The sequence below is a fragment of the Shewanella sp. S23-S33 genome, assembly GCF_043359565.1.
Lineage (GTDB): Bacteria > Pseudomonadota > Gammaproteobacteria > Enterobacterales > Shewanellaceae > Shewanella > Shewanella oncorhynchi.
In genome coordinates this window covers 87,135-113,235 of sequence record NZ_JBHFFD010000014.1, presented here as the reverse complement: position 1 = coordinate 113,235, position 26,101 = coordinate 87,135, and the positions used below count along the sequence as shown (strand labels likewise).

26 protein-coding genes are annotated in these 26,101 nt (G+C 45.2%); 15 read left to right on the top strand and 11 right to left on the bottom strand.

The window, feature by feature from the left end:
• Positions 1-193: 193 nt before the first annotated feature.
• Together ACHA99_RS03825 and ACHA99_RS03820 are read left to right on the top strand one after the other, a co-directional pair.
• On the top strand, positions 194-1,063 hold the full coding sequence (locus ACHA99_RS03825) for a 4'-phosphopantetheinyl transferase family protein (RefSeq protein WP_393941129.1): 870 nt from the start codon (positions 194-196) through the stop codon (positions 1,061-1,063).
• A gap of 88 nt (positions 1,064-1,151) precedes the next feature.
• Positions 1,152-1,697 (top strand): hypothetical protein, encoded by a 546-nt coding sequence (locus ACHA99_RS03820; protein WP_338253599.1) that lies wholly within the window; start codon positions 1,152-1,154, stop codon positions 1,695-1,697.
• Positions 1,698-1,868: 171 nt separating this feature from the next.
• Here the strand turns inward: ACHA99_RS03820 and ACHA99_RS03815 are convergent, their stop codons facing one another.
• Complete coding sequence (locus tag ACHA99_RS03815; RefSeq protein ID WP_393941127.1) at positions 1,869-3,857, bottom strand: alkyl/aryl-sulfatase; 1,989 nt, start codon at positions 3,855-3,857, stop codon at positions 1,869-1,871.
• Positions 3,858-3,980: 123 nt separating this feature from the next.
• On the opposite strand from ACHA99_RS03815, the gene ACHA99_RS03810 reads away from it, so the two are divergent.
• Complete coding sequence (locus tag ACHA99_RS03810) at positions 3,981-4,922, top strand: LysR family transcriptional regulator (protein ID WP_105249735.1); 942 nt, start codon at positions 3,981-3,983, stop codon at positions 4,920-4,922.
• A gap of 82 nt (positions 4,923-5,004) precedes the next feature.
• Here ACHA99_RS03810 and queF read toward each other — a convergent pair whose 3' ends face one another.
• The gene (gene queF / locus ACHA99_RS03805; protein ID WP_105249734.1) at positions 5,005-5,862 is read right to left on the bottom strand and encodes an NADPH-dependent 7-cyano-7-deazaguanine reductase QueF; all 858 of its coding nucleotides are present in this window, start codon (positions 5,860-5,862) and stop codon (positions 5,005-5,007) included.
• Positions 5,863-5,921: 59 nt separating this feature from the next.
• Here queF and syd point away from each other — a divergent pair, with 59 nt between their 5' ends.
• Positions 5,922-6,572, top strand: a complete 651-nt coding sequence (gene syd, locus ACHA99_RS03800) for a SecY-interacting protein (protein WP_028760624.1) — start codon at positions 5,922-5,924, stop codon at positions 6,570-6,572.
• A 95-nt stretch (positions 6,573-6,667) separates the two neighbouring features.
• Here the strand turns inward: syd and ACHA99_RS03795 are convergent, their stop codons facing one another.
• Positions 6,668-7,441, bottom strand: coding sequence for a Zn-ribbon-containing protein (locus tag ACHA99_RS03795; RefSeq protein WP_393941124.1), 774 nt, complete (start codon positions 7,439-7,441; stop codon positions 6,668-6,670).
• Positions 7,441-7,824 (bottom strand): hypothetical protein, encoded by a 384-nt coding sequence (locus ACHA99_RS03790; protein ID WP_113938966.1) that lies wholly within the window; start codon positions 7,822-7,824, stop codon positions 7,441-7,443. The genes ACHA99_RS03795 and ACHA99_RS03790 overlap by 1 nt, the downstream gene beginning before the upstream one ends.
• 164 nt (positions 7,825-7,988) lie before the next feature.
• Between ACHA99_RS03790 and ACHA99_RS03785 the strand changes: the two genes are divergently transcribed.
• Positions 7,989-8,396: a DUF3192 domain-containing protein gene (locus ACHA99_RS03785; RefSeq protein ID WP_028760621.1), complete on the top strand. Its 408-nt coding sequence runs from the start codon at positions 7,989-7,991 to the stop codon at positions 8,394-8,396.
• Between the two features lie 11 nt (positions 8,397-8,407).
• Here ACHA99_RS03785 and ACHA99_RS03780 read toward each other — a convergent pair whose 3' ends face one another.
• Positions 8,408-8,641, bottom strand: a complete 234-nt coding sequence (locus ACHA99_RS03780) for a DUF2789 domain-containing protein (RefSeq protein ID WP_028760620.1) — start codon at positions 8,639-8,641, stop codon at positions 8,408-8,410.
• A 150-nt stretch (positions 8,642-8,791) separates the two neighbouring features.
• Here ACHA99_RS03780 and ACHA99_RS03775 point away from each other — a divergent pair, with 150 nt between their 5' ends.
• Positions 8,792-9,430 (top strand): GNAT family N-acetyltransferase, encoded by a 639-nt coding sequence (locus ACHA99_RS03775; RefSeq protein ID WP_028760619.1) that lies wholly within the window; start codon positions 8,792-8,794, stop codon positions 9,428-9,430.
• Complete coding sequence (locus ACHA99_RS03770; protein WP_393941121.1) at positions 9,423-9,728, top strand: Mpo1-like protein; 306 nt, start codon at positions 9,423-9,425, stop codon at positions 9,726-9,728. Before ACHA99_RS03775 ends, ACHA99_RS03770 begins: the two co-directional genes overlap by 8 nt.
• A 1,758-nt stretch (positions 9,729-11,486) precedes the next feature.
• Here ACHA99_RS03770 and ACHA99_RS03765 read toward each other — a convergent pair.
• On the bottom strand, positions 11,487-11,873 hold the full coding sequence (locus tag ACHA99_RS03765; RefSeq protein ID WP_105249728.1) for a DUF3301 domain-containing protein: 387 nt from the start codon (positions 11,871-11,873) through the stop codon (positions 11,487-11,489).
• Positions 11,870-12,883 (bottom strand): DUF3549 family protein, encoded by a 1,014-nt coding sequence (locus ACHA99_RS03760; RefSeq protein WP_219250176.1) that lies wholly within the window; start codon positions 12,881-12,883, stop codon positions 11,870-11,872. Before ACHA99_RS03760 ends, ACHA99_RS03765 begins: the two co-directional genes overlap by 4 nt.
• A gap of 163 nt (positions 12,884-13,046) precedes the next feature.
• Between ACHA99_RS03760 and ACHA99_RS03755 the strand changes: the two genes are divergently transcribed.
• A complete protein-coding gene (locus ACHA99_RS03755; protein WP_028760615.1) occupies positions 13,047-13,367 on the top strand; it encodes a YqcC family protein in 321 nt (106 codons plus the stop codon).
• Positions 13,354-14,199, top strand: a complete 846-nt coding sequence (gene truC / locus ACHA99_RS03750) for a tRNA pseudouridine(65) synthase TruC (protein WP_393941118.1) — start codon at positions 13,354-13,356, stop codon at positions 14,197-14,199. Before ACHA99_RS03755 ends, truC begins: the two co-directional genes overlap by 14 nt.
• A 121-nt stretch (positions 14,200-14,320) precedes the next feature.
• Here truC and ACHA99_RS03745 read toward each other — a convergent pair whose 3' ends face one another.
• Positions 14,321-14,515, bottom strand: coding sequence for a hypothetical protein (locus tag ACHA99_RS03745; protein WP_263266388.1), 195 nt, complete (start codon positions 14,513-14,515; stop codon positions 14,321-14,323).
• Positions 14,516-14,636: 121 nt separating this feature from the next.
• Here ACHA99_RS03745 and ACHA99_RS03740 point away from each other — a divergent pair, with 121 nt between their 5' ends.
• The 4 genes from ACHA99_RS03740 (at position 14,637) to ACHA99_RS03725 (ending at position 19,670) form a co-directional block, all read left to right on the top strand.
• Positions 14,637-15,101, top strand: a complete 465-nt coding sequence (locus ACHA99_RS03740; protein ID WP_028760613.1) for a flavodoxin — start codon at positions 14,637-14,639, stop codon at positions 15,099-15,101.
• Positions 15,053-16,534: a PTS transporter subunit EIIC gene (locus ACHA99_RS03735; protein ID WP_173245852.1), complete on the top strand. Its 1,482-nt coding sequence runs from the start codon at positions 15,053-15,055 to the stop codon at positions 16,532-16,534. The genes ACHA99_RS03740 and ACHA99_RS03735 overlap by 49 nt, the downstream gene beginning before the upstream one ends.
• Positions 16,535-16,699: 165 nt before the next feature.
• A complete protein-coding gene (purU, locus tag ACHA99_RS03730; protein ID WP_105252965.1) occupies positions 16,700-17,566 on the top strand; it encodes a formyltetrahydrofolate deformylase in 867 nt (288 codons plus the stop codon).
• A 172-nt stretch (positions 17,567-17,738) separates the two neighbouring features.
• On the top strand, positions 17,739-19,670 hold the full coding sequence (locus tag ACHA99_RS03725) for an HD domain-containing phosphohydrolase (protein ID WP_393941115.1): 1,932 nt from the start codon (positions 17,739-17,741) through the stop codon (positions 19,668-19,670).
• A gap of 134 nt (positions 19,671-19,804) precedes the next feature.
• Here the strand turns inward: ACHA99_RS03725 and dapD are convergent, their stop codons facing one another.
• Genes dapD through map form a run of 3 tightly spaced genes read right to left on the bottom strand, consistent with a single transcriptional unit; the run spans position 19,805 to position 24,100 of the window.
• Positions 19,805-20,629, bottom strand: a complete 825-nt coding sequence (gene dapD / locus ACHA99_RS03720) for a 2,3,4,5-tetrahydropyridine-2,6-dicarboxylate N-succinyltransferase (protein WP_028760609.1) — start codon at positions 20,627-20,629, stop codon at positions 19,805-19,807.
• Between the two features lie 21 nt (positions 20,630-20,650).
• Entirely contained in the window at positions 20,651-23,236 is a 2,586-nt protein-coding gene (glnD, locus tag ACHA99_RS03715) for a bifunctional uridylyltransferase/uridylyl-removing protein GlnD (protein ID WP_393941112.1), read from the bottom strand.
• A gap of 33 nt (positions 23,237-23,269) precedes the next feature.
• Positions 23,270-24,100, bottom strand: a complete 831-nt coding sequence (map, locus tag ACHA99_RS03710) for a type I methionyl aminopeptidase (protein WP_226058787.1) — start codon at positions 24,098-24,100, stop codon at positions 23,270-23,272.
• A 283-nt stretch (positions 24,101-24,383) separates the two neighbouring features.
• Between map and rpsB the strand changes: the two genes are divergently transcribed.
• Positions 24,384-25,112, top strand: a complete 729-nt coding sequence (gene rpsB / locus ACHA99_RS03705; protein ID WP_028760607.1) for a 30S ribosomal protein S2 — start codon at positions 24,384-24,386, stop codon at positions 25,110-25,112.
• 120 nt (positions 25,113-25,232) lie between these two features.
• On the top strand, positions 25,233-26,084 hold the full coding sequence (tsf, locus tag ACHA99_RS03700) for a translation elongation factor Ts (protein ID WP_028760606.1): 852 nt from the start codon (positions 25,233-25,235) through the stop codon (positions 26,082-26,084).
• The last annotated feature ends 17 nt before the right edge of the window (positions 26,085-26,101 follow it).

The window sequence follows — 26,101 nt, the reverse complement described above, 5'->3', positions numbered from 1 at the left end:
AATTAGAGTGCAGCTAAGAATTGCTCTTATTAGAGTGTGGCTAAGAATTGAACTCGGGCTTAGTTGAAACTATTTAAGATGCATAATGAACTCAGATAACGATGAACCCAGATAAGAATGTTGCTAAGTGCTCTCCAAAAAGCCAGACAATGATAACCATCAGCCGCAAGGCTTTGTCCTGCAAGGCTCTCAAATGACCGACTCCAGAACATTTAGCAAAAACGGCGTGAATGTGGATCTATTTTTTATTCCACTGAGCGATATTTCATTGCCGCAAACATCACTCGCTCAGTCTTGGTTAAGTGATGATGAACTCGCTAAGGTCGCGCGTTATCGCGATCCCAAGGCGCAAATGAAGGGATTACAGGTCAGGGCAGCGTTGCGGGCCGTGTTATCTCTCTATGCGGATTTATCGCCACACGAGTGGTGTTTTGAATATGGCGCTAAGGGTAAGCCGAGTTTAACGGCAAAATTGCAACAGCAAACGGGGCTTGAGTTTAACTTAAGCCATAGTGGCGATTGGTTATTGATTGGTGTGACTCAGTTTCATGGTGTTGAGTCTGGTTTATTTGGGGTCGATATTGAAAGATCGCGGCCGAAGACGGATATCTATCCAATCCTAAATCACTATTTTTCCGCCCAAGAAACTGCGGCTTTATTAGCTCTCGCCGATGAAGTGAGTCAGCGGCAGCGCTTTTTCGATTTATGGGCGTTAAAGGAATCCTATATTAAGGCGACTGGCCTAGGTTTAGCGCAGTCGCTTAAATCCTTCGGCTTTGATCTTAAGCCATTCGAGCAATTGGTGGCCGGATCGGTTGAGCTTAGATACCAAGATGCTGCGTTGATGCCGTTCTATGGTGTGGCGCCTTTGCTGAGTGTCTATCCTAATATCCCGCTGCAAACCATTGATGCAAGTTCATTGTATTGGCAAACCTATTTTGGGCGTTTGACCGAGGAATACCGTTTTGCCGTGAGCTTAGGGCATGCTGGTAACACCGAGATTTCCATAATGCTAACGGCGCAACTGAGCGGCATAGAAGCCTTACTTGCCGATTATGGTTAACTGGTCTTATTCATCTTCGGTTAAACATTGCTGGGTATAGTCACGCCCATAATATTTTGAATTTGAATGAAATAAATGAGGTTTAACAATGAAACGGATTAAGTGCCTAATACCTGCCACTATGATGGTGTTGCTATCTGGTTGTGGTTATTTTGGTGGCGATGAAAAGCAGCAATTGGAGCAGGCTTGGTTAGCCCAAGATCCACAGTTGCAGCAAGTGGTTGAGCAAATTCGTGCCAATGGCTTAGATGTTGTGGCTCAAAGCGCGGCAGCAGGCACAGTTTCGGCCTGTGTGGCTGGAAAACTCAGCCAAGATCCGTTGGGTAAGTTAGTCAATGTTGAAGGTTCGCTGGTGGAGTCGGCCAAGGTGGCAGAATTGCTGGGTGACTTACAGAAAGTAATGGAACAAGACATCAGTTTTGATCAGGTCGCGAGCTTGCTGCAAAAAGGCGCCGATGCGGCGGCCTATGCTAAAAGCCTTATCGAGCAACAAGGTTTAGATCAAGCCTTACAAAGCCTTAAGCAAATGGCGACTGCGAGCGAGCAATTTGCCCAACAAGACTTAGGTGCGCATTTTCAGCAGTTATTGCTTGAGTGCAAAACTTCAGTCCCAACGCCAGAGTCTGCGAATTAATTCTCTTACTTTAATCTAGCCTTTAAAGATTGCACGAGAGAACATGTCGTGCAAATGGCTATCCGTACTTCACTCTTTTGCTTACAGAACGCGACTCACCAAGTGTCAGAATGGTTAGTGCTAGTGTTTTTTTCCATAAAAAAGCCCTGAAGGTTCAGGGCGTTGATTTGGTTATTTCGCGCTTGGTAGTGGGACGATTTCAAAGCTTTCATCGAACTTTACTAAGGTCGACGCTATCTTACCGAAGGCATCTTTATCACCCTCTAACTTGGCAGTACCCTTAGCCAGTAACTCTTTAAGTGTGACTTTTCCGAGTAAAATTCCCGTAATATAGCGTTTATCAATATAAAGATTGGCATCGGCCTCCATCGGTTTATCAACCTTAATATTGCTTAAATTACCGTTGCTTAGTTCAACATAGAGCGTTTCTTGGGTGTCGGGGTTAATCACATTAAGCCTGATTAGCCCAAGTTCAGCAGCTTTGAGGCTATCGACTTTTACGGCGAGGAAGTCAAATAGGGTCGATATTTCCATTTCTCCTAAAATATCTGCTGAGGCCGATTTAGGCGCGCCGGGTTGAATGCCTACGCGTAACTCTTGGGCGCCAGTGAGGTAAATGTTGCGCCAGCCAGCCCCTTCGGCTTGATAACCAAGTTGCTCATAGGTATCGGCAAGTAATTGTCTTGCCTCTTTATTATTAGGTTCTGCCATCACGACCTTATTGAGTGCGGTGGCCACAAAACGGTATTCGCCTTGGGCATAGTCGGCTTTGGCGTGTTTCACTACGGCTTTAGCTCCGCCCATATACTCCACAAATTTTGCCGCTTCATCTTTTGTCGGTAGTGGGTTTAAGTTGGCGGGATTCATATCGAAATAGCCAAGGTACATGTTGTACACGGCTTTGGCATTATGGCTGTAGGTGCCATGGTAACCATTGGTGTACCAAGTATCGCGCACAGCCTTAGGGATAGTGGTTTGAATCGCATCGCCAATATCTTGAATACCCACGCCATTATTGGCTAAACGCAGGGTTTGATTATGCACTAGGCCATAGTTATCCCTTTGCATTCTTAAGTATTGGTTTATATCAGTATTGCCAAATACGGGGGCTGAGTGGGCAGTGAATATAACCTGTGCATCATTACCAAAATGAATCAGTAATTCGTTGATATCCTTAGACCATTTTATCGCATCTCGGACTTTTGCCCCGCGTAAGGTATAAATGTTGTGCATGCCGTGGTAGGTGAGCTCTGCGGTCCACAATGCTTTCATTGAGGGAATATAGGTGGCCATTTCCGAGGCGGCTTCTGTGCCTGAGGCATCCATAAACACCATGTCGATACCATCAATGGTGAGTGTTTCCCACTTGTCTTTGGCATTTAAGGTGACATCGGGTTTAACGTAGGTCACTTCGCCTTTGGATAATCCCTTAGCAAGTGCGGCATCGACAATGCCTTGATCGTTTCGCTCTAATGTTGCGCCGTATTGATAGGCGGCGCGGCGGCTCATGGCATTACCAGCGAGGACGTTTTCGTCGACAATTTCTTTGGTGATGTTATTGGAACCATAGACTTTGACGTTTGGGAACATGTCTTTGATGGCGCGGGATCCGCCAAAATGATCTCCATGACTGTGGGAATAAATCATTGCGACTACGGGTAAGTCATTGCCCTCGGGCAAGTGTTTAAGCGCAAACTCAAGGGATTGCTTTGCTGACTCTTTGGTCAGCAGTACGTCATAAAGGATCCAGCCTGTTTTACCGCGGATAAGGGTTAAGTTCGATAAGTCGGTGCCACGCACTTGATAAATGCCATCTGTGACCTTGTATAAGCCGTTAGACACCATATTCAATTGGGCTTGGCGATAAAGTGAAGGGTTTACTGTGTCTGGGGTTTTGTCGCCAATAAAGCTGAAATCGGCACGTAAAATGGCTGCTGTTGGTTCATCTAGTTCAGCAATAAGATTTTTAGAAAACTCTTCAAAGGCTTTTTTATCGGCAAAATTAAGGCTTGCTGCCGTGGCTTTGTTTACCGCAATGGTTTGCTCGGTGGCAGGCTTTCCCTGATAGTGCAGGCTAATATGTTCATGCTCGTGTTCCGCGGCCACGGCGCTTAAAGAGAAGCTGGCGATAATACTCATTGTCATCAAAGATTTTTGCATTATTTTACCTACTAAAAAGTGGGATAGTGTCGTTGATGGTTTGAGTATAGCCAGCTTGTGTATTTAGATAACTCGAGTTAGCTTGGGTTGTAATATTCATATAGTGAATGAGTGCGCTCCCTTATGCCGACACGAAAGCCATTAGATTTAAATTTATTACGCGTGTTTATGGTGGTTTACCGTACTCGTTCATTCACCCAAGCGGCGCAGGAGTTAGATTTAACTCAGTCTTCCGTGAGCAATGCGATAAGCCGGTTCAGGGCTTGGGTCGGGGAGTCGCTGTTTAATCGAGTTGGACGGGGAATTGAGCCTACATCGGTGGCACGGGAGATGTACCGTAAATTTGAGCAGCCCATGGCGGATATTGAAACCGTATTACTGGGGTTTGAGCATTTTGATCCCAACTCGAGCCAGCGGCGCTTTTATGTATATGCTAATGAGTCGGTTATCGAAGCGCTGCAATCAGGCGTGCAGGCTTTATTACAGAATGCGGATATTGAAGTCATTTTCCGCGAGTCGCCGCCGCAGGAGGATGAGCTATATCGCGATATTTTGCTTGAGCGGGTCGCCGTTGCCATAGACATTAAGCCCGCGCAGCAAAGTTTGCTCTCGAGCAAATTACTCTTCACCGAAACCCTCGTTTGTATCGTCAGTTTGCAGCATCCTCGTATTCAAGGTGCTATCACCCATGGGCAGTATTTTGAGGAGAAACACGTCTTTTTAAATATGCGGCGTTTTAATTTGACTGCAGGGGATTTGTTTACCGAAGGCGTGTTACCAAGGCGCAAAATGTACAGTGAGCAATCATCTTTATTGAGTATGTTTGCAACTGTCGGCAAAAGTGAGGCGATAGGCATAGCGCCTTTGCGGTACGCCAGTCAGTACGCTGAGATGTTCGGCTTACAGATTTTACCTATGCCCCTGAAAACAAGGCCAATTGATTTGTATATGGTGTGGAGCAGTAAATATACCCAAAACCCGAGCCACCAATGGCTACGGCGTTTATTGCTTAATGCGAGTGCAAACACTGTGAATAAAAAAGCTCTGAATCTAGCGAGCAGCTAGTGCTAGCGATTCAGAGCTTTGTTGCAGTTTTTAAACCTTATTTTCTATCTCAGATTGTTAATCTAATCGCCTAAGAAGGTCATTACTGTCTTGCGAGTCTGTGGCTTTCACCAGGTTGCTCGAAGTCACTGCGATAAGGGTTGATATCTAAACCACCGCGACGCGTGTAGCGGGCGTAAACTGTCAATTTAGTGCAATGGCAAAAACGTTTTAAATCGACGAAAATTCGCTCGACACATTGCTCGTGGAATTCGTTATGTTGGCGGAAAGAAATCAAATAGCGCAGCAGTTTCTCGCGATCGATTTTAGGGCCTTGATAACGGATCATCACGCTGCCCCAATCGGGTTGCGAAGTGATCAAACAGTTGGATTTCAGCAGGTTTGAATTAAGCGTTTCCGCGACCGTTTGCTTATCGTCTGTACTGTTAACTAAGTAATCAGGATTAAAACTATAATCGCTGACTTCAATATCGAGATCGTCAATACAAGTGCCTGGTAACTCAATAATACGCTGAATACCAAAGCTTTTTGGCTCGATAATCTTAACGCTAACATCACCTTGAGCACACTGACTTAAGTCTTGCACTAAGGTTTTTTGCAGTGAATCTAGGCTATCAAACTTGGTTTGATTAAAGCTATTGAGATACAGTTTGAACGATTTCGACTCAATCAGATTCAGGCTTTCATAGCTTAAATGAAATTCAGCTATGGCCACCATAGGCTTACCTTTGGCATTTAACCAAGACAGCTCATAACCCGTCCAGATATCGGCACCATGAAACGGTAACGTCCCAGTGAGTGCAATAGCATTACGGTTTAGTGAGCGTGGAACCCCTTGCAGCAGCGACGCATCATACTCGGCTTGGTAGTCGGTGGCTTTACCTAAAGTCAGGCCAACAAGCGCTTGCGCATCACTATAGGGATCGTGATTCTGTGTCATCAATACTGTTTCCATGTCAAAATAGGCGCACATTATACCTGAAATTGGATTGTGCTTAAGTGTCTTGTCTGCCCGCACTCGATAAATTTTTGCAAAACTATCATCAAGCTTACTTAACGAGTTTAGGTGAACTACCGCGTTATTACCCACAGGGTGAGCCTTCTGTGTGTATTCAAGGCGAATTTCAACCCGATCTTGAACAGGCTGTTTCTTGGCAGCCAGTGAAACGCAAAGTTGAAGGCAGTTTCGCCAATGTAGAGCATGCACTGGAGTTAACTTTATGGCCAGAGATCAATGATTTTTACGGTCATTATTTCTCCGCACCAGTATTATTTGACTCTAAGTGGGGCACGGGGGAGTTACTGCAAGTCTGGAATGATGACGATTTTAACTGCCTGCAACAAAACTTGATTGGTCATCTGATGATGAAGAAAAAACTGAAGCAGTCACCGACTTGGTTTATCGGTCTGTTAGATGAGGGAGATAAAATGCTCACCATCAATAACAGTGATGGTAGCGTATGGATTGAAATTCCTGGTGAAGTGCAATCTGAGCAATTGTCCTCGAGTTTGACTGCGTTTATCGAAGCATTATCGCCACGGATAGCACCACCCGTTAAACATGAAGAATTACCTATGCCCGCATTAGAACATCCTGGTATTTTCGCCAGTTTTAAACGTATGTGGCAAAACCTTTTCGGTAAACGTTAACTTCTGTGAGCGACATTTTTATTATCAACCTAAGTATTAACTCAACCTAAGCGTGGCTTATCTTAGGTTGAGTTCTGCAAGGGGATAAACAGATGTTATTGATGATCCCAAGACAGATTCGACACTATGCGGCAAGGCTCGCAGCGAAAATGGAACATATCCAATAAAGGTTCATCGAGTTTCCAATCATGACTGCCACAACGTGGGCAAGGTCGCGTTTTTTCTGTGGCTAAATCTTGGCCGCCAACGCGATATAAGTAGTAATAGGTCGGGATCTGAGTGAGATATTCGATACGACCGCGCAAATCCCAACCTCTGCGAAATAAATCACTGTCAGGACTCGATAATTCCTCTAGCGCGGCAAATTCTGCCTTAGTGGCCGCCGCCATTTGCAGCTCGTCGCAGGCTTGCCATTCGCTCTGCCAACGGATAATACGTTTATGATCGCCATTAAAGGTTGCGGGTATACGGTACAGGGGAATGGGCAATAAATTGTCGCCGCAGCGTAGGGGCGAGCACATATGCACAAAACTGGTGTATAGCAGTTGCCAGCTGGGTGTTTCGGTATTACTTACTTCAGAATTGATATCCTGACCAATAAACTTTTCCCGCGGCGCGAGTAGTTTAGCGTCGGTTAATTCTACTAAGGCTTTTTTGACCCAAGGGCTGTGATATTTGTGCGCTAAACTGCTTTTCTCTGGCATCAATAAACGCACTCTAAACTCACCGTCATTAAAGGCGACCGCAAATTCTCGTCCTAAGATTTGGCCATTAGCTCGATAGGCTTCAAGGAGCTGATTAATGGCCTTCTCGGCGGCAGATATCGTGGTGTCGGCGAAGCATTCGAAGCGCAGTTCAGTGACAAACATTAAGCTGTTTTTCCTTGGATTTCTAATAAGTTGATGCGTTGTTTAAGTTCAAGCAGTTCGTTTTTTAATTGCATTATTTCTGTTTTTTGCTGCTCAGCATGACGTTCAAAATACGCCTGTTGCATCTGCATGCGCTCGGCGAGCACAGCAAGGGTTAAGGTATCGTTAGTTGCGGGAACGTCAGTTGTAGGGCTGATAGTTTGCAACTCAGCTAAACGCTCGCGATCTGCCTTAGGCATAGATTTAAATTGCTGTAAGCCTTGGATCAATATAGGTAAAGGTAGGCTACTACCTAAACGGGTTTTAATTAAGGCAAGGCTCGGTACTTTACCGCAGGCTTCGAGCGAACGTGCGGCCGCTAATACTTGGTCAAGGGGACTCATAATTAGCAAAATTCCTTAATTTGTTGAATTGTTTAAACCAATTTTAAAATAATAATTAATTTTTTCATTTAAAAACAGTGTGTTGTCTTGTGGCATTTATTTTGCTTATTGTCCAGCCGAAATACCATTTTTTAAGCTTCAATAATAATTACACAGGATGTCACATGATGAACCATAAATTGAATAACAAACTTATCGCCATCACTTTTTTAGGGCTCGCAAGCTTAGGTCTTAGCGGCTGCGTGGTCAATGTCGGTGATGGAGAATCGGGCTGGGATAGCAGCGAATCTTGGGAGAAAGTGCAGGATAAAAATCGCACTAACTTAACCAAACTGAGCTTAGGCATGCCTAAAGACCAAGTGATGATCTTAATGGGCACCGCTGATTTTAGTGAAGCCTATATTCAACAAAGTGCTCAACAAGGTGAAGCCAATAAAGAAGTCTTAGTGTTGTTTTATCGTACCCAGCGTAATAATGGCGATGGAAAAACCACTAAGGATGAATGCACGCCTATCGTGCTGAGCAACAATGCCTTAGTGGGTTGGGGTGAAACGGCTTACGGTAAAATCTGAACCAACGAGTCTTATCGTTTACGTAGCTGAGTGTCTAATTGCTCAATGGGCTCAGTCCAGAGGGCATCGGCTTCTAAACCTTCAATGATAAAGCTCTTTTGGGCTGGGGTCCAAAAGGGCGCTTGGCTTAAATGGATGTGATGGTCGATATCATGGGTTGCAATAAACTGCGCTATGGCCTCGTCGCTACTGTCTAAACCGAGTTGCTCAAACAAGTGGCTTAAGTCTACTGGAGTTGTATCCATCATTATTTCCTTTTCAGTATAGTGCCTTCGTTTAGAGTAAGCGCCTGATTGAAAAATGCAATCTATGATTAAAATTTGCACTTTTTAGTTTCCTTGGTAGATTAACAGTTACGCATAAAAAAGTGTGAGCTAAGTCAAGGAATGCTAACGATGGACAATGAAATTCTGGAGGACTGCCGCGCAGTCTATTTGACCGCGGAAGACTTACGCATTGCCGCTTCTATTCTCTATAACGCTTACCATGATGATCCTTTTTTTGTCGATTCACTCTTTACCTCAGACAAAGCCGCTTATGAGCAAAAATTGCGCGCCGCAATCAGGGAAGAACTCAATACGTTATGGCAACAAAAACAAGCCCTCATTGGTTTATTCGACCATGAAAGACTCTTTGGGTTAGCCTGTGTAGTTACTCAAGAAGTGCCTTTAGGGGAAGGGCGTTATTGGCATTGGCGCTTAAAGATGTTGTTAGGTACAGGTTGGCAATCGACTCAAGCACTAATGAACAAAGAGTCCAGTATTATTGAACTTTTACCCAGTAAGCACTGCGGTATTTTGCAGTTTATTGCTCTTGCACCAAATGAACAGCACAAAGGACTTGGACATAAGTTAGTGCAAGCTGTGGTGAGTTGGTGTGATGAGCAGCCTGATTTGGATGGCATTGGTGTGTTTATCGCTCAGGAGAACCACTTGCAACTGTTTACTCAGCATGACTTTGTATCCATAGGCGAGCTGAGTATCGGCAGTGTCCATGGCCAGCTTTTATTCTATTCGGTTCAACAAGATGACTAACTCTTATAAACGTTTCGCCGATTTTTATCCTTTCTATTTATCCCAACACCAGCACCCGACTTGTCGGAAATTACACTTTGTTGGCAGTTGTTTAGTTCTGATGCTTATTGGCATTTCCTTGGTTTCACAAGCCTGGTGGCTATGTTGGTTTATTCCTATTGTTGGTTATGGTTTTGCATGGGTGGGACACTTCGTATTTGAGAAGAATCGACCCGCGACATTTCAGTATCCTTTTTACAGTTTGATGGCTGATTGGGTGATGTTTGCGCAGATGATCTGCCGCTTTTTTAAACGTTAAAAAAATTGCCCGAGTGAGATGCCCATGCCAGTGTGAGAGATCGCTTACAAACGTTGTAGGACATAATGTTTTCTTTTTGATTGTTTTTTGTCCTGCAATGTTTAATTTTAAATAGAATCATTGGGTTGTATTTATTTTTCTTTGGTTGGTCCGTAATTAATCTTGTAGTCCGTTCTTTGAGCCGAACAAAAACGTTAGGGTTAACGTAGAATTCACTCATGGCCAAAGCAAATGGATAGCAAGGAAAGCAAAACAGGCCAAAGGGACGCAAGAAGCAACGAATTAAGATTTCAAGGTTGAAATCGCTGACGGTAGGAAAACTGTCATTCGCCTCGGATAGGCTAAGGAAAAGCAGGATTGCTTTTCAAGGATGATTAGGGACAGTGAGTTGTATCGTCAGGATGATGAATTTCAGGAAGAATACAGGACACGCTTAAGGATTAAGCATGAACTCGAAACAGGATGTGTCGAGATAAGGATAAAGTATAAGGGTGAACAGCTTGTACTAATCTATGGAAAATAAATTTTGCAGGATGCAATAGGAATACGTCATAGGAAGTGACAGGCTCTGTAAAAAGGATTTACAGGTCAAGGGACTGAGTGTTATCTCACGTAAGTTTGATACACAGGGACAAAAAGGGATTACAGGGACGATGCAGGACGCAAGCAGACGCATGGATGGTGCAGGGAGCACAAATCGAGCAGGACGGCTTACAAAGGATAAATGGGGCGCACTTTAGTTGCGCCCTTTTCTTTGGTTCATTTTCAGCATTAATCTGGCTTTGCCAAGCTATAACGCTATTCACGCTATAACGCTATTCACACAGACTTTATCTTAACGCTGCTTAAAGACATCTTGCCGTAAAACATGTTTACCAGTCTTACTTCTCTTATTGCCCAATGATTTACTCTCTGTGTTCTGGTCATTCGCCGAATGCTTGTCGAATATTGAGCGATAGCGGTTTATGCATAAGTCCTTCAGGGGAGAATATCTAGCGCTTTGCTTACTTTTGATTTGAATTGCCATCCTCCGTGTAAGAGATCTCTCACAAGTATGTAAGTAATTTGTAAGCCAAAAGGGTGGTTATGTCTTGTGGCTAGTTATTATTTATATTTATATCAGTAGGTTAGTCTATTTTCTGTCAATTGAACTCACCATCTTCGTTAACATTTTAAATAATCCGCAATGAGTACTTTTGTTGGTTGGCGTAGAATTCATCTTGTAGAAGGAGTTACGGGCAACAGGATGTTGGCGATCAGGATGATCGAACAGTGACTAAGGAATGTGACTTAAGGAAAGATAGGGATATAGGCTTTTCAGGATGAAAGAGAGCCAATACCAAGGAAGGGAGACTATCAAGGATTGATAGACTTATTGCATAGGATGGCAATGGCACAGGGAGTGCAATTGAAATTGAATGGATGCAATACCCGTTTCATGGATGATGATGGAACCGCTCAGGAAAGAGCAAGCTTGGGACTGGATGACCAAGAGATAGGGAAGTACATGAGTACAAGGACCTCAAGGATTGAGCAGGGATGAAGCAGGACGCAGATTGACGCATGGATGGTGCAGGGAGCACAAAAATAGCGGGATAGCTTAACAGAGAATAGGAGGGCGTGGCTTTAGGGCCGCGCCCTTTCTTTTTTAACTTTTACAGTGAGTTATTTTTTAGCCGTATTTACGATAAAAAAGAATGATGTCTTGCTCTCTATGTTGGCTCACATTTTATTTGAGCCAACATTGTCGATAAAAGCTTAATGGCATTTGCCTGAGTTGCAACCACTTTGCGTACCACACCCGCCAAACTTACCCTGTGACGTTGGGGCTTCATGCCATTCAGGCTCAGGGAAGATAGGCCATTCTATTTTTTGAATTTTCTTACCTTGCATCCAAATATGGCCACGGTATTGGTTAATGCCGTCGGTGCTGAATTCAAATAAATATTTCGCTTTCCAACAAATCCCCGTGGTGCCGCCAATACTTGGGCGGGCAGTTTCCATGGCAATGGCTAACAGTTGAACTTTTTGTCGCCAACATTCTTTTTCGGCAAAAATACGGCTCAACTCTGCCATTTGGCGTAGTTGCCAAAAGAATGCGGCAATCACGACGAGGCCAATAATTAACAGTAAATCTGACATCATTTGCTAGCTGCCTTAAACAAACCACCTATGGCTTGTGATAGTTGAACACTTCGATTGGGATTTCTTAATTCGCCTAGTAGTTGATTGCGCAAACTAGGAATAGCCACAATATCAGCAAAGACCTGATTAAAAAAGGCTTGGGGCTGCAGTGCTAAAGCTTCTAAGTAAAGACTGCGACTTGAATCTTGTTTTAATACCGACCAGTTACGTCCGGCAATGCTGATGAGGGCATTGGTATCTAAAGAGGCTTGGTCGTGTAGATGCTCAAACGCTTTTTGGCTGTGTTTAGCGCTAGAAGCCAGAGCGCGAAGGAAATAGGCTTGGTGTTCTGGCGCTGCGTCTTGAAGTTTCGCGAGAATTTTATCGGCGAGTGTGTCGCTAATCTGTAAGTGTTCAAGACATTGGCATAGGGCGATTTGCACTTCGATGGAGGCTGTATCAAAACTCGATACCAAGTGCTGCTCATGATCAAATTCTTTTGTGCGTACACACACATCGGCTATGCCTTGCATTCCAATATGTTGCCATTGTGATGGGGCAATTTGGCCTGACAGATATTGCACGGCAAACTCGTATTGTGATGAAGCGCGCTGGCCAAGTTGTTTACGAACGAGTGCGTTAAATACGGCAAGTTTTTCCTGGCTTGGCTTGAAATTAAACGGATTATTCGCGAGTCGTTCTTGCTGCTCATCACTGAGTGGCTGAGTGGGATCTTGCCCTAATGCCGCTAATATCATTTCGATAAATTGTGAGCGCGGTGCAGGCGACAGTAATCCTTGCTCATCTAACGCCAGTTTTAGAAACCAAATAAAGTGTTGTTGGCTCGCATCCCAAAAGACAATAGCAAATTGTGCATGCCCTTGAATGGGATAAGGATAAGGGGCTGACAGAGATTCGATTTGGTGAAATGCGAGCATATCAATATGTTGCACCCTACGGCCAAGATCATACACTTGGAACTGGGTTTTGGCTGTGGTTAAAAACTGGCTTAAAGTTGTAATTTCAGTCATTTGGCTGCCATATCAATCAAAGAGGCTCAATAAATTGGCGCCATTATAGGGGGAAGTGCGTCTGGATGGTATGATTGCGGCACTTTAATCGACCTATTCGGCCAGTGAATTGTGGGAAGTTTTCGAATCACACAGGGCTAATATGAGAATGGATCTGAAAGCTATGTTATACAGTCAAACCCAAGCTAAATTGGCTCAGATTACCCACGCGCTGCAAGCGGCCGAGTTGTGGTCTGAGCAAGCGCCTTCTGCCGCTGCAATGGCAAGCACAGCACCTTTTGCCTGTGATCTTATGCCCCTTGAGCAGTGGCTGCAGTTTATTTTGCTGCCTAGAATGCAGACTTTAATCGAAACGGGGGCGCCATTGCCGACTCAAATTGCGATTGCCCCTATGGCTGAACATGTTTGGCTGGATATGCCCCCGCGCCAAACTTTAATTAGCCTATTGAATGAATTGGATATGTTGTTAAATGAATCAAGATGATACCTGGCTTGAAACGCCTGAAAATGCAGTGAATGTATCCCAAGAGGATGATTCAGAAGAGCAGGCGCCTGAGATTGAAATTCTTTATGAAGATGAGCACTTAGTGGCAATTCATAAACCCGCAGGCTTATTGGTCCACCGCAGTTATTTAGCGCGTCGGGAGCGATTTTTTGCCATGCAGCTGACCCGTGACTTAGTGGGCTGTCATGTGTTTCCTGTACATCGTCTCGACAGGCCGACATCCGGCGTGCTCTTGTTTGCCAAGAGTAGTGAAGTGGCCAATGCTCTGTGTGAGCAATTTGCCTCCCATACGGTTGAAAAACAATATCTGGCTTTAGTGCGCGGTAATATGCATGAGAGCGGTGTTTTAGATTATGCGCTTAAGGTTGAGTTGGATGAATTAGGCGATAAGAATGCCGATCCTAACAAAGCCGCGCAGGAGGCTGTGACGGCTTATGAGCCATTACTCAATACTGAAATTCCGTATCCGTCAGGTCGATATTCCACTAGCCGTTTCGCACTGGTACGTTTGAGCCCTAAAACGGGGCGTAAGCATCAGCTCAGAAGACATATGGCGCATCTACGTCACCCTATTGTCGGTGATACCACCCATGGCGACGGTAAGCAAAATGCGTTTTTTCGTGAGCATTTCGGTATTAATCGCCTGTGGCTTATCGCAAAAAAACTCACCTTTACACACCCAATAACTCAAACTCGGCTCAGCATAGAAACCGAGCTCGAGTCTGAGTGGGAAACCGTGTTTGCCGAGCTAGGTTGGGACGAGGCGACCTTGAGTCAGCAAGCTGAGTTATTCATCGCCCAAGAGGCGTGAACAGCAAGCGGCCAATGCTTGATATGGTGATATCAACTTAGCCGCGTGAATAAAATTAAGTGCATTTACTTTGCTTTGTTATTGAAACTAAAGTCATCGAATTTAAAACGAGGTGGATTGCTTAATCGTGGAGTTGTGGCGTTTGTGCTGTTTGTGGCCGCAGCTCTTGCATCATGACGGCTAAGGTTGAGAATCCAGACGTGAGTGCAAGTGGCGATATGAGATTTTGCTGGGCGGAGTGGAAGTAGTTTTTACGCCGAATATGGGTTGTTTTGTGGTGCTGCTTGAGGTGTTTTTGGCGGGTGGACTGTCGCATTAGATATTTTCTCACGCTCAATGGCTTGATTTATAAAAAATTTGCGCCTTAGCTTGCTCATACGCTGAACAATAAAGTAAGGTCAGCCTAATAAGGTTTGCAACGCGATGTGGAGTGTATCATGAAAAAGGTGAATCTGGTGTTTGGCACTGTATATGGTAGTGCACAATTTGCCGCTGAAACCCTAGAGAAAGAAATGCAAGTTTTAGGTTATGATGTCACATTGTGGCAACCTAATGAGGTAGTAAGCTTTATTCCTCCTCAGGATGAATTGTTAGTGGTGGTGACTTCGACGACCGGGCAAGGGGACTTACCCGATGATATTCAGTCTTGGTATCATAATCTTAAACATCTAGCACCCTACTTACCTGAGCTTAGATACAGTGTGATAGCTCTAGGTGATTCAAGTTATGAGACTTTCTGCGGTGCAGGTAAGTCTGTAAATGCACTCTTGAGTGAACTTGGCGCTAAGCCGTTGGTGGAATTACTTGAAATTGATGCCTGTGAAACCATGGAACCTGAGGTTGAAGCGATAAAATGGCTAAAACGCTGGAATCAAGTCGTCAAAACCGAGCTCGTCGCTTAGGTAGTTTCGTCAATCTACAGTGGTTTAAATTTGCCCAGCGCTTAAGCCAAGCGCTGCTTATTCCTATTGCCATTTTACCCGCCGCTGGGGTTATGCTCGGCTTAACCGTTAGTCCAATTCCTTTTATGCCCGAAGAGCTGACAGTGCTGATGCTGGCGGTGGGCAAACTCATTTTCGCCATTATGCCGATGTTATTTGCCGTGGCTGTCGCTATTGGTTTTTGTCGCGATCAAGGCATTGCCGCCTTTTCGGCAGTGTTTGGTTATGGGGTGATGACGGCGACGTTAGCCGCACTGGCCGATTTGTATCGACTTCCAACCCAACCTTTATTAGGAATGGATACCTTAGATACTGGGATTGCAGGTGGCATGATGCTCGGTGGTATCACTTGCCTCGCAGTCCGTTGGAGTCAATATATTCGCTTGCCTGCGATTTTCTCTTTCTTCGAGGGCCGTCGCAGTGCATCTTTACTTATTATTCCCCTAGCGATGAGCCTAGGTTATGTACTCGCCCATGTGTGGCCACCATTAGCTTTATTGATTGAGCGCGTATCCGACTGGGCGGTTTATCAAAAACCGGCCATCGCCTTTGGCGTTTATGGCGCATTAGAGCGGTTACTTATTCCCCTTGGCTTACATCATATTTGGAATGCGCCTTTTTACTTAGAGGTGGGTCAATATCAGTTATTGGGGCATGAAGTCGTTCGTGGTGAGGTGGCGCGCTATTTAGCGGGCGATCCGCAGGCGGGAAACCTTGCCGGTGGTTATCTGATTAAAATGTGGGGATTACCGGCGGCTGCACTGGCAATGTGGCGCTGTGCAGATCCCTCTGAGCGGAATCGCGTGGCGGGCATTATGCTCTCGGCGGGGGCGGCAAGTTGGTTAACTGGGGTGACTGAACCTATCGAATTTGCTTTTATGTTTGTGGCGCCGATTCTATTTATTATTCACGCCTTACTCACTGGGCTCGCTTATTTTGTCTGTATTATGCTGGATATTCACCACAGCATAGTATTTTCCCAAGGGCTGGTGGACTTTACGCTGCTATTTCCATTGTCCCGTAATGCCAGCTGGTTTATTTTCCTTGGGCCTTTAACCGCCATAATATATTACCTGTTGTTTAGACTGAGTATTTTAGCCTTTAATTTGAAAACTCCCGGTAGGCTTGAGCATAACGACAGTAAAGGACCCAAAGAAAGTTTACGGGCGATTATTGCGGCGCTCGGCGGGCGTGAAAATATCGTTGAACTTAATGCTTGTTTGACACGTTTACGCTTGAGCGTACACAAGCCCGAGTTAGTCAATAAGGTGCGTTTGAGTCAGTTGGGCGCTAAGGGCGTGATCGTTATGGGCAAAGGTGTGCAGGTGGTTTACGGCACTAAGGCCGAAACCTTACGTAAAGTATTGCAGCGTTACTTAGATACTCGCCGCTAGGATTGTGTTTTTACAAAATTAACTGCTTAATTTTTACATTTTATTGATTCAAGCCTCTGAAATATCATTTTTATTTTCGCATTATAGGGTTTTCATACTGTTCAGCATGATTTGCTATGGCAAACTCGATGTAGGGACAATATAGGAGAGCCAACTTTGCAACAAATGACTGAAACTCGCGGTAATACTTCGCCATCCATAGAGCGTAAAATCTTACTGACGGATTGCGCTGATGCCCAAGGCCTCATCGCTAAAATCACCAGTGTTTGTTTTACCCATAAATTGAATATCATTAAAAACAGTGAGTTTGTGGATAATGCCCAAGGGCGTTTCTTTATGCGAACTGAGTTAGAGGGCATTTTTAACAGCGAACAGTTATTGCAGGATCTGCGTGACGTACTGCCTACGCAAAATCATATGACGTTAGTTAGCGCGGGTAAAAAACGCATTGTGGTGTTAGTCACAAAGGAAGCACACTGTTTAGGCGATTTGTTAATGAAAGCCTATTACGGTGGTTTAAGTGTCGAGATTGCCGCTGTGGTGGGTAACCATGATGCACTACGTGAATTGGCAGAGAAGTTTAACATCCCTTTTCATCTGGTGAGTCACGAAGGCTTAGACCGAATTCAACACGAGCAAGCACTGTTGGCTGCGGTATCTCAATACGAACCCGATTATTTAGTCTTGGCTAAGTATATGCGGGTATTAACGCCTGATTTTGTGGCGCAATATCCTAATCGCATCATCAACATCCATCATTCTTTTTTACCTGCTTTTATCGGTGCAGCACCCTATCGCCAAGCCTGGGAGCGCGGGGTGAAAATTATCGGTGCGACGGCGCATTTTGTGAATAATTGCCTCGATGAAGGGCCGATCATTAAACAAGACGTCATTCCCGTCGACCACAGTTATAGCGCCTTAGAAATGGCACGTGCTGGGCGCGATGTTGAAAAGAGTGTATTGAGTAAAGCGCTGCAATTAGTGCTCAACGAACAAGTGGTCGTGTACGGCAATAAAACGATCGTTTTCTAAGATGTAGGTGAGTCGTGGCAATGGCATGACATTCAGCGGCGTTTATTTTAACCCGCGTTTGTCATGAAATCAGCTATCATTATGTTTATTGGAGATTTTATAGTGCTCACATTGGGGTGAACATAGCGGTATAGTGTATTGCCCATGCTCGAATTACAGGTCGGAGTGCTGGATGTCAACTCGTCAAAGCCTTATCGTTGGAATGAAAGACTTGCCCGATAGTTTGAATTTATCTTGGGCACAGCTAGATGAGCAGTTTTGTGTGCTACGGATGAGCCAAGCCTTTTACAGCCGTTGCAAACGCTCTGCGGCGCAAATCATTAATCAACCCATTAGCCAATTGTTTAGTGCTTTTAATGCTGAACTATGCGCCGATATAGTGAGGCGACGCGGCCAAGAAATAGGTTTTCAATTACAAGATCATCGCGGCATACGTGTGCATCTCGCGCTGCATTCTTTGCCTGAAATGGGATGGTACTTGATTCTATCCGACATCAATTTTGAAGATCCGCAGATGAAGGAGTTGCACTCGGATTATCGTCGAGCGATTCAAGCCAGCGATGCTTGGCTGCAACACATTGAAGATGTGATTAAATCCTCCCAAGAAGAAGTATTTAAAGTCGCAGTTTCTAAGGCTATGTCGCTCACTGGCAGTCGATATGGCTTTATTCTGTTGCATAACGAAAAGTTAAAAACACTCACACTTGCTGCGCGTTCTGAGTATCCCCATGCAGAGGCTAATCAAGCCGATTTTGTTGAAGATAATACCCAAGTGTCAGAACTTGAAAGCCGCGTATGGCTCGAATGTGTGCGAGATTATAAGCCGATCATCCAAAATCAAACCGACTCCCAAAGGCGCTTAGGGGATTTGCCCTTAGATAAACTGCTACTTGGAGGGCGTTACTTGGCGGTGCCGATTTTATTTCGCAGTCGCTTAGTGGGCATGCTGTGCGTGGTCGACCGTAACGAGCCTTATAGTCGTAATGATGCGAGATCATTACTGACTTTTGCCAGCATTTTATGGCACAGCATTGAACTACCACGCACATTGCGCGCGGTATCCCGCCAGTCCAAAATCATTAAAGCGCAAAAAGAGCAATTATCTCAATCGTTAACCCAGCTTATTAGTGCTATTTCTGAGGCATTAGAACTGAAAGATGCCTATACCGCAGGGCATCAAAAGTCGGTGGCGCAATTAAGTTATTTGATTGGTGAGAAATTAGGTTTAGACCCGCTGCGTTTAGAAGGGCTGAAGATTGGTGCCTTAGTTCATGATATCGGCAAGTTAGCGATTCCATCGCAGATCTTGACAAAACCGTCAAAACTTTCAAAAGAAGAATACGCATTAATACAGACTCATCCACTCCATGGTGCTGAAATTATTGAGGATGTGGAGTTTCCTTGGCCCATTAAAGAGATGATTTTACAGCATCATGAGCGACTCGATGGCTCAGGTTATCCCGCGGGCTTAAAGGATAAGGCGATTTTATATGAGGCGAAAATTATTGCCGTCGCCGATGTTGCCGATTCGATATTGTCCCATAGGCCTTATCGCCCATCGTTAGGGCTGGAGAAAATGACTGAAGTATTGCGTGCGGGTAAAGGGACACTTTTTGACACTGAGATAGTCGAAACCTGTTTAGCGATTTTGATTAATCGAGAGTTGAGTATTAGCGATCATATCGGCGCTGCGCCGCTTGAACCTTTAGTCACGATTTCACTCGACCATGAGTTAGTTGATATTAAGCGTTTACTTACGACTGCCCATGCTAAGGTGGCCGTGGTATTGGATGAGCAACATAAGATACTTGGGGTGATCACGAGTCGCTTACTGGAACATTGGTTTAGCCCATTACTTGGCGCTGCAGCTGAGCGTGAACTGGATAGGGCATCACTGCATAAAAAAGCCCATCAGATCATGGAGCATTCAGTGCCTATTATCAGTGAGGTGGCCACATCGGAAGATGCATTACTGCAGTTGAATTTACTAGACTCAGAATATCTTGTGGTGGTGAACAAAGCGCAGCAGCCATTGGGGATTATCGGCTGGCGGGCCATTGCCATGACGAGAAATGCATTCCGTGAGGTAGAGCGTTTGATTTAATTGCTTTATTAGACAGTTATTATAAAGCTGGGCAGTGATCGCTTAATCGTAGGTTAAATAGTTCTGATAATAAAAAAGATGCCCTTAGGCATCTTTTTTATGGAACTCATGTTATCGAACGAATGCTGTGACTGTTAATCAACAATACGCAGTAATTCGTTGATACCCACTTTACTACGGGTTTTTGCATCGACTTTCTTAACGATAATAGCGGCATAGAGGCTGTACTTGCCACAGGCTGATGGCAGGTTGCCAGAAACGACAACAGAGCCTGCTGGTACACGACCGTAATGCACTTCGCCGGTTTCGCGATCATAAATTCGAGTGCTTTGGCCGATATACACGCCCATGGAAATCACTGAGCCTTCTTCAACCACAACGCCTTCAACAATCTCAGAACGCGCACCGATAAAGCAGTTATCTTCGATGATGGTTGGGCCCGCTTGCAATGGCTCAAGTACGCCACCAATACCTACGCCGCCAGATAAATGCACATTTTTACCGATTTGTGCACATGAGCCAACGGTCGCCCAAGTATCAACCATAGTGCCTTCATCAACATAAGCACCTAAGTTCACATAAGATGGCATCAACACGGTATTTTTACCTATGAATGAGCCTTTACGCACTGTAGCCGAAGGCACCACGCGAATGGCTTCCGCTTTAAAGCGAGCTTCATCATATTCGGCAAATTTTAACGGCACTTTATCGAAGTATTTGGTTTCGGCGCCATCGATAACCACGTTATCGAAAATACGGAAGGACAGTAATACCGCCTTTTTCAGCCACTGGTGTACGTGCCATTGTCCGTCGATTTTCTCGGCGACACGGACTTCACCTTTATCGAGCATATTGATGACATTTTGCACATCGCTGCGCACACCTGCGTCAACTGTGCTTGGTGTGATGTCGGCGCGTGCTTCAAAAGCCGCCTCAATACGTTGGCGTAAAGCCTCCATTTACTTCTCCCACTGGTCTCGTTAATTAACTGATTCGATATTCTTTGCACTCAGGGCACTGATTAAAGCGTCCCTGAGGGTATTCTCTTGGTTTTCGTTAAGTTGCAAGCCGTCATTGGTCTGCAGCATAAAAAAGTCTTCGGCTCGCTCACCAATGGTGGTGATTTTGGCCGCGAGTAATGTTGTGTTGCAACGGTAAAAGATATCCCCAACTTTTGCCAGTAATCCTGGCGAATCTAAGGCGATAAGCTCCATCATACTTGTACCATGACGACTGCTTTCGAGGAAACTCACTTGTGTCGGCACATTAAAAGGTTTCATCTTGCGCGATAGTTTTCTAAAGCGCGGCAGTTTTGGACTGTCGCTCGACAGGGCTTTCTCAAGCGCTTTACGGATACTTTGAATGCGTGAAAGCTGGCTAACGGGCTCACCATCCTGCTCTAAGATCACAAAGGTATCGAGAGCATAATTATCTTTTGACGTCATGATGTTGGCATCATGGACGTTGATATTTTTATTGTCGAGTACCGCCATCACAGTTGCGAACAATTTAGGTCTGTCTTGGCAATAGACAAATAGCTCAGTACCACCACGGGTGGTGTGTTTGGACACTAAGACTAAGGGCTCATCCTGTTGTTTGTGCTTTAAAATCGCTTCGGCGTGCCACGCGACTTGATTTGGCTGGTGGCGTAAAAAGTAATCTGCCTTAAAACGTTGCCACAGGGCATCGAGATCTTTCTCTTTCAATCCGCGGCGCAGCAGTTCTTTTTTCGCCTTTGCTTGGTATTCACGCACTCTGGCACGAATATCGACGGGTTTTTCTTTACCGCGGGCGAGCACTCTTTGGGTCGAAAAGTACAAATCGCGCAGCAGTGAGCCTTTCCAGTTGTTCCAGGTTTTTTCGTTGGTGGCACAGATATCGGCGACGGTTAAGCAGTACAGATAACTTAAATGCACGGCATCGCGGACTTTATTGGCAAAGTCGGCCACCACATCGGGATCGGAAATATCGCGGCGCTGGGCGGTGACAGACATCACCAGATGATTTTCAACCAGCCAAGCGACTAGACGGCCATCGTGATCGTTTAACCCGTGCAGCTTACAAAAGGCGAGGGCATCGCTTGAGCCCAGTTTACTGTGATCGCCACCGCGGCCTTTGGCGATATCGTGGAAGATAGCGCCTAATACGAGTAAACCTTTTTTAGGCAGTTGGTTGATCAGAATCGAGCCTAAGGGAAATTCTTCTTTTTGTTCGGCTTGGGAAAAACGCTCGATATTAAGCAGTAATCTGTGGGTGTGTTCATCGACCGTATAGGCGTGAAACAGGTCGAACTGCATCTGGCCTTCAATATTTCGCCATGCGGGTAAATAGGCTGACAACACACCGTGTTTATGCATTAAAGACAAAGCAACAATGCCGCGAGGGTGGCGCAGAATTTCCATAAAGGCTTGGCGACAAAGCGGGTTTTCTTGTAAGGCTTGAGATTGTGCGCGTCTTGCTCGGCGCAGCGAACGCAGCGTTGGTGCGTAAATACCTTTGATGTTGGAGTTTTTAGCGACCAACAAAAACAGCCGGACAATTTCTTCGCCGCTATCGAACTGATCATCGCTTAGCGCTTCAATAAAGGTGCCGCGGCGCTGGTAGTGTTTATCTATCGATTGAATTTCTAAAGCTTTTGTGTGGCCCAGTGTTGCCCGTTTAAACAGCTGCAGCAACATTTCGTTTAGCTCCATCACTCGGCGTACCGTGCGATAGTAACGTTTCATCATTTGCTCAACAGCAAGCTGGGTGGCGTCTTCATAGCCCATAAGCTCGGCAACTTGGCGCTGTACATCAAAGAGTAAGCGATTTTCATCGCGACCGACCACCATGTGCAGGGCAAAGCGTAATTTCCACAAAAAGTGCTGACATTCGAGCAGCTCTTCTAGTTCACCAGGCTCTAAAAAGTCGTATTGGACTAATTCTTCGAGGCGAGCGGCGCCAAAATGGCGCATGGCCACCCAAGCAATGGTTTGAATATCCCTAAGACCACCGGGACAACTCTTGATATTGGGTTCTAAATCGAAGGCACTGGCTCTGGCATGGCGGGCATTTTGCTCATCCCGTTTTGCGATAAAAAAATCGCTTGAAGTCCAAAAGTCACTCTGACGAATCGCATCATAAAGTTGATCGAATAAAAATTCGGGCCCTTCGAGCAACCGTGCCTCTAACAGATTGGTGGCTATGGTGATGTCTTCACGGCCGAGGATAATCGTGTCGTTTAACGTACGGACACTGTGGCCGATTTCCAGATTGGCATCCCACAGAAAGGCAATAAACTGACTGAGTGCCGCTTCGGCGGCGGGTGACAAAATATCATTAAACAGGAACAGCAAGTCGACATCTGAGTGGGGATGCAGCTCCCCACGGCCATAGCCGCCCACGGCAATCAAGGCAATATCATATTCCCTTAGACCGTGCTGTTCCCAAGCTTGCTTGACAAGGGCATCGACAAATTGACAGCGCTGCGTGACGAGCTCTTCAATCGGGGTTTTAGCCTTAAAACTGGCCAAAAGAATCTGATTCTGTTCGATTAATGATTGTTTAGCGAGCAGAGCTATATTCATCGAGTCCCTTGTTTTTATGTTTGTTAGTGTGGCCTATCGCTCGTGATTGATAATACGTGGGAAATCCTCATCCTCACGCAGGGTAAGTACTTCAACCCCTTTTTCAGTCACCAGTAAGGTATGTTCCCACTGGGCTGAATTTTTACCATCGGAGGTCGTTACCGTCCACTTATCATCGCGATCGAGTATGGTCGTGTGGCGACCAGCATTGATCATAGGTTCAATGGTGAAACACATGCCTGGGCGTAATACTGTGTTATCGCCGTTACGGTAATGCATAACCTGAGGTTCCTCATGGAAACCCGAGCCAATACCGTGGCCACAATAATCTTGCACGATGGAATATTTCTCAAGGCCTGTTTTACTTGCTTTGATGAATTTTTCGATAGTATTGCCGATTTCACCCAGTTTTAAACCTGGACGAACCTTACGAATAGCTAAATACAGGCTTTCTTGCGCGATGCGGCACAGACGTTTGTCCTTCGCACTCACTTCACCGATTAAAAACATCATCGAGGTATCGCCGTGATAACCGTCTTTAATCACTGTGATGTCGATATTGAGGATATCGCCTTCTTTCAATGGTGGGTTGTCGTTTGGAATGCCGTGGCAAATCACATGGTTTACAGAAGTACAAATGGATTTGGGAAAACCATGGTAGTTAAGCGGCGCCGAAATTGCACCTTGCTCTTCGGTATATTTGGCGCAGAGGTCATTGAGCTCATTGGTGGTCACGCCCGGTTTAACATGCGGCGCGATCATTTCTAATACCTGTGCGGCTAGTTTGCCCGCAGCACGCATTTTTTCAATTTCTTCAGCGGTCTTGATGACTATACTCATTGCGTTTTCTCTTGTGTCTTTAATGTCTGTTGGCCACGCAACCTAATGCAAAAATTTGTGCTTTAGGGCTATTTATGGTATAAAGCGCGCCGTTATGTTTAAGTCTTGATGAATTGCCCAAGCCAGCTTTTGCGCTGCTTTGATACTTGCAAGACTAAAGATGGCGGCCATTATACATGGCTATTTGTCTAAATACTAAATCACACACGTGTCGACACATTCTTCGGGGTGCCCTCAGTTGTTATATAAGGGGTCGAAGACATGGGATACGTGGAGGTCTAACCCCCTAAATTTTAAGGTAATAGAAATGACTACAGTTTCAATGCGCGATATGCTTCAGGCCGGTGTCCACTTCGGTCACCAAACCCGTTACTGGAACCCAAAAATGAAGCCATTCATTTTCGGTGCTCGCAACGGTGTTCACATCATTAACCTTGAGCATACTGTGCCAATGTTCAATGAAGCGCTAGCTTTCATCAGCAACGTAGCTTCAAAGAAAGGTAAAGTATTATTCGTTGGTACTAAACGTGCTGCTGGCGAAGCGATCAAAGAAGCTGCTCTGTCTTGTGACCAGTACTATGTTGATCACCGCTGGTTAGGCGGTATGCTGACTAACTGGAAAACCGTTCGTCAGTCAATCAAACGTCTGAAAGAACTGGAAAGCCAATCAGTAGACGGTACTTTCGACAAGCTGACCAAGAAAGAAGCGCTGATGCGTACTCGTGAGCTTGAAAAGCTGGAAAAATCTTTAGGTGGTATTAAAAACATGGGCGGCCTGCCAGACGTATTATTCGTCATTGGTGCTGACCATGAGCATATCGCTATTAAAGAAGCTAACAACCTGGGTATCCCTGTTGTTGCAGTTGTTGATACTAACTCTGCGCCAGATGGTGTTAACTACATCGTTCCTGGTAACGACGACGCTATGCGTGCTATCCGCCTGTACACTTCTTCTGTTGCTGCTGCTGCAAAAGCTGGCCGTGGTCAAGATTTGGCTGTTCAAGCTGAGCAAGACGGTTTCGTAGAAGCCGAATAATAATAAGGCGGGATGATTATCATCACCCTTATTAACCAAGATTTTTGATTGGTTAACAGGGGCCATTCGGCCCCTGTTTTATATCTGCAAATTAGTCGATTTTTTATAGAGGATTTAACAATGGCAATTACTGCTGCCCAAGTTAAAGAACTGCGCGACCGTACTGGCGCAGGCATGATGGATTGTAAAAACGCTCTGACAGAAGCTAACGGCGACATGGAGTTAGCAATTGACAACATGCGTAAGTCTGGCGCTGCTAAAGCGGCTAAAAAAGCGGGTAACATCGCTGCTGACGGTACAATTCTGATCAAGAATGGCGAAGGTTTCGCTGCGCTATTAGAAGTTAACTGTCAAACTGACTTCGTTGCTAAAGATTCAAACTTCTTAGCATTCGCGAACGCAGTATTAGATGCCGCTGCTGCATCTAAAGTGACTCTTGAAGATTTAAAAGCACAGTTCGAAGATGCACGCGTTGCATTGGTAACTAAAATCGGTGAAAACATCAACATTCGTCGTGTTGAGTACATCGATGGTGCAAACCTATCTTCATACCGTCACGGTGAGCGCATTGGCGTTGTTGTTGCCGGTGAAGCTGACGAAGAAACCTTAAAGCACATCGCAATGCACGTTGCTGCTTCTAAGCCTGAATACGTGAACCCAGAAGATGTTCCTGCAGAAATCGTTGCAAGAGAACAAGCTCTGCAAATCGAAATGTCAATGAACGAAGGCAAATCGGCAGAGATCGCTGAGAAGATGGTTCTTGGTCGTATGAAGAAGTTCACCGGTGAGATCTCTCTGACTGGTCAAGCTTACATCATGGAACCAAAGAAAACTGTTGGCGAAATTCTGAAAGAGAAAGGCGCTAAAGTCACTAACTTCATTCGTTTAGAAGTGGGTGAAGGTATTGAGAAGAAAGAAGAAGATTTCGCGGCTGAAGTTGCTGCTCAAATCGCTGCTTCTAAAAAGGCTTAATCGCCAACGCTAAATAC

Coding starts and splice junctions, on each gene's coding strand:
- ACHA99_RS03745 (WP_263266388.1), bottom strand. CDS start 14,515: ATGCGACAGTCCACCCGCCAAAAACACCTCAAGCAGCACCACAAAACA.
- ACHA99_RS03780 (WP_028760620.1), bottom strand. CDS start 8,641: ATGGATACAACTCCAGTAGACTTAAGCCACTTGTTTGAGCAACTCGGT.
- dapD (WP_028760609.1), bottom strand. CDS start 20,629: ATGGAGGCTTTACGCCAACGTATTGAGGCGGCTTTTGAAGCACGCGCC.
- ACHA99_RS03755 (WP_028760615.1), top strand. CDS start 13,047: ATGTTATACAGTCAAACCCAAGCTAAATTGGCTCAGATTACCCACGCG.
- ACHA99_RS03725 (WP_393941115.1), top strand. CDS start 17,739: ATGTCAACTCGTCAAAGCCTTATCGTTGGAATGAAAGACTTGCCCGAT.
- rpsB (WP_028760607.1), top strand. CDS start 24,384: ATGACTACAGTTTCAATGCGCGATATGCTTCAGGCCGGTGTCCACTTC.
- ACHA99_RS03760 (WP_219250176.1), bottom strand. CDS start 12,883: ATGACTGAAATTACAACTTTAAGCCAGTTTTTAACCACAGCCAAAACC.
- ACHA99_RS03790 (WP_113938966.1), bottom strand. CDS start 7,824: ATGAGTCCCCTTGACCAAGTATTAGCGGCCGCACGTTCGCTCGAAGCC.
- ACHA99_RS03735 (WP_173245852.1), top strand. CDS start 15,053: ATGGCTAAAACGCTGGAATCAAGTCGTCAAAACCGAGCTCGTCGCTTA.
- ACHA99_RS03820 (WP_338253599.1), top strand. CDS start 1,152: ATGAAACGGATTAAGTGCCTAATACCTGCCACTATGATGGTGTTGCTA.
- glnD (WP_393941112.1), bottom strand. CDS start 23,236: ATGAATATAGCTCTGCTCGCTAAACAATCATTAATCGAACAGAATCAG.
- ACHA99_RS03770 (WP_393941121.1), top strand. CDS start 9,423: ATGACTAACTCTTATAAACGTTTCGCCGATTTTTATCCTTTCTATTTA.
- ACHA99_RS03740 (WP_028760613.1), top strand. CDS start 14,637: ATGAAAAAGGTGAATCTGGTGTTTGGCACTGTATATGGTAGTGCACAA.
- tsf (WP_028760606.1), top strand. CDS start 25,233: ATGGCAATTACTGCTGCCCAAGTTAAAGAACTGCGCGACCGTACTGGC.
- ACHA99_RS03815 (WP_393941127.1), bottom strand. CDS start 3,857: ATGCAAAAATCTTTGATGACAATGAGTATTATCGCCAGCTTCTCTTTA.
- ACHA99_RS03810 (WP_105249735.1), top strand. CDS start 3,981: ATGCCGACACGAAAGCCATTAGATTTAAATTTATTACGCGTGTTTATG.
- queF (WP_105249734.1), bottom strand. CDS start 5,862: ATGACACAGAATCACGATCCCTATAGTGATGCGCAAGCGCTTGTTGGC.
- ACHA99_RS03825 (WP_393941129.1), top strand. CDS start 194: ATGACCGACTCCAGAACATTTAGCAAAAACGGCGTGAATGTGGATCTA.
- ACHA99_RS03795 (WP_393941124.1), bottom strand. CDS start 7,441: ATGTTTGTCACTGAACTGCGCTTCGAATGCTTCGCCGACACCACGATA.
- purU (WP_105252965.1), top strand. CDS start 16,700: ATGACTGAAACTCGCGGTAATACTTCGCCATCCATAGAGCGTAAAATC.
- ACHA99_RS03785 (WP_028760621.1), top strand. CDS start 7,989: ATGATGAACCATAAATTGAATAACAAACTTATCGCCATCACTTTTTTA.
- ACHA99_RS03765 (WP_105249728.1), bottom strand. CDS start 11,873: ATGATGTCAGATTTACTGTTAATTATTGGCCTCGTCGTGATTGCCGCA.
- truC (WP_393941118.1), top strand. CDS start 13,354: ATGAATCAAGATGATACCTGGCTTGAAACGCCTGAAAATGCAGTGAAT.
- ACHA99_RS03775 (WP_028760619.1), top strand. CDS start 8,792: ATGGACAATGAAATTCTGGAGGACTGCCGCGCAGTCTATTTGACCGCG.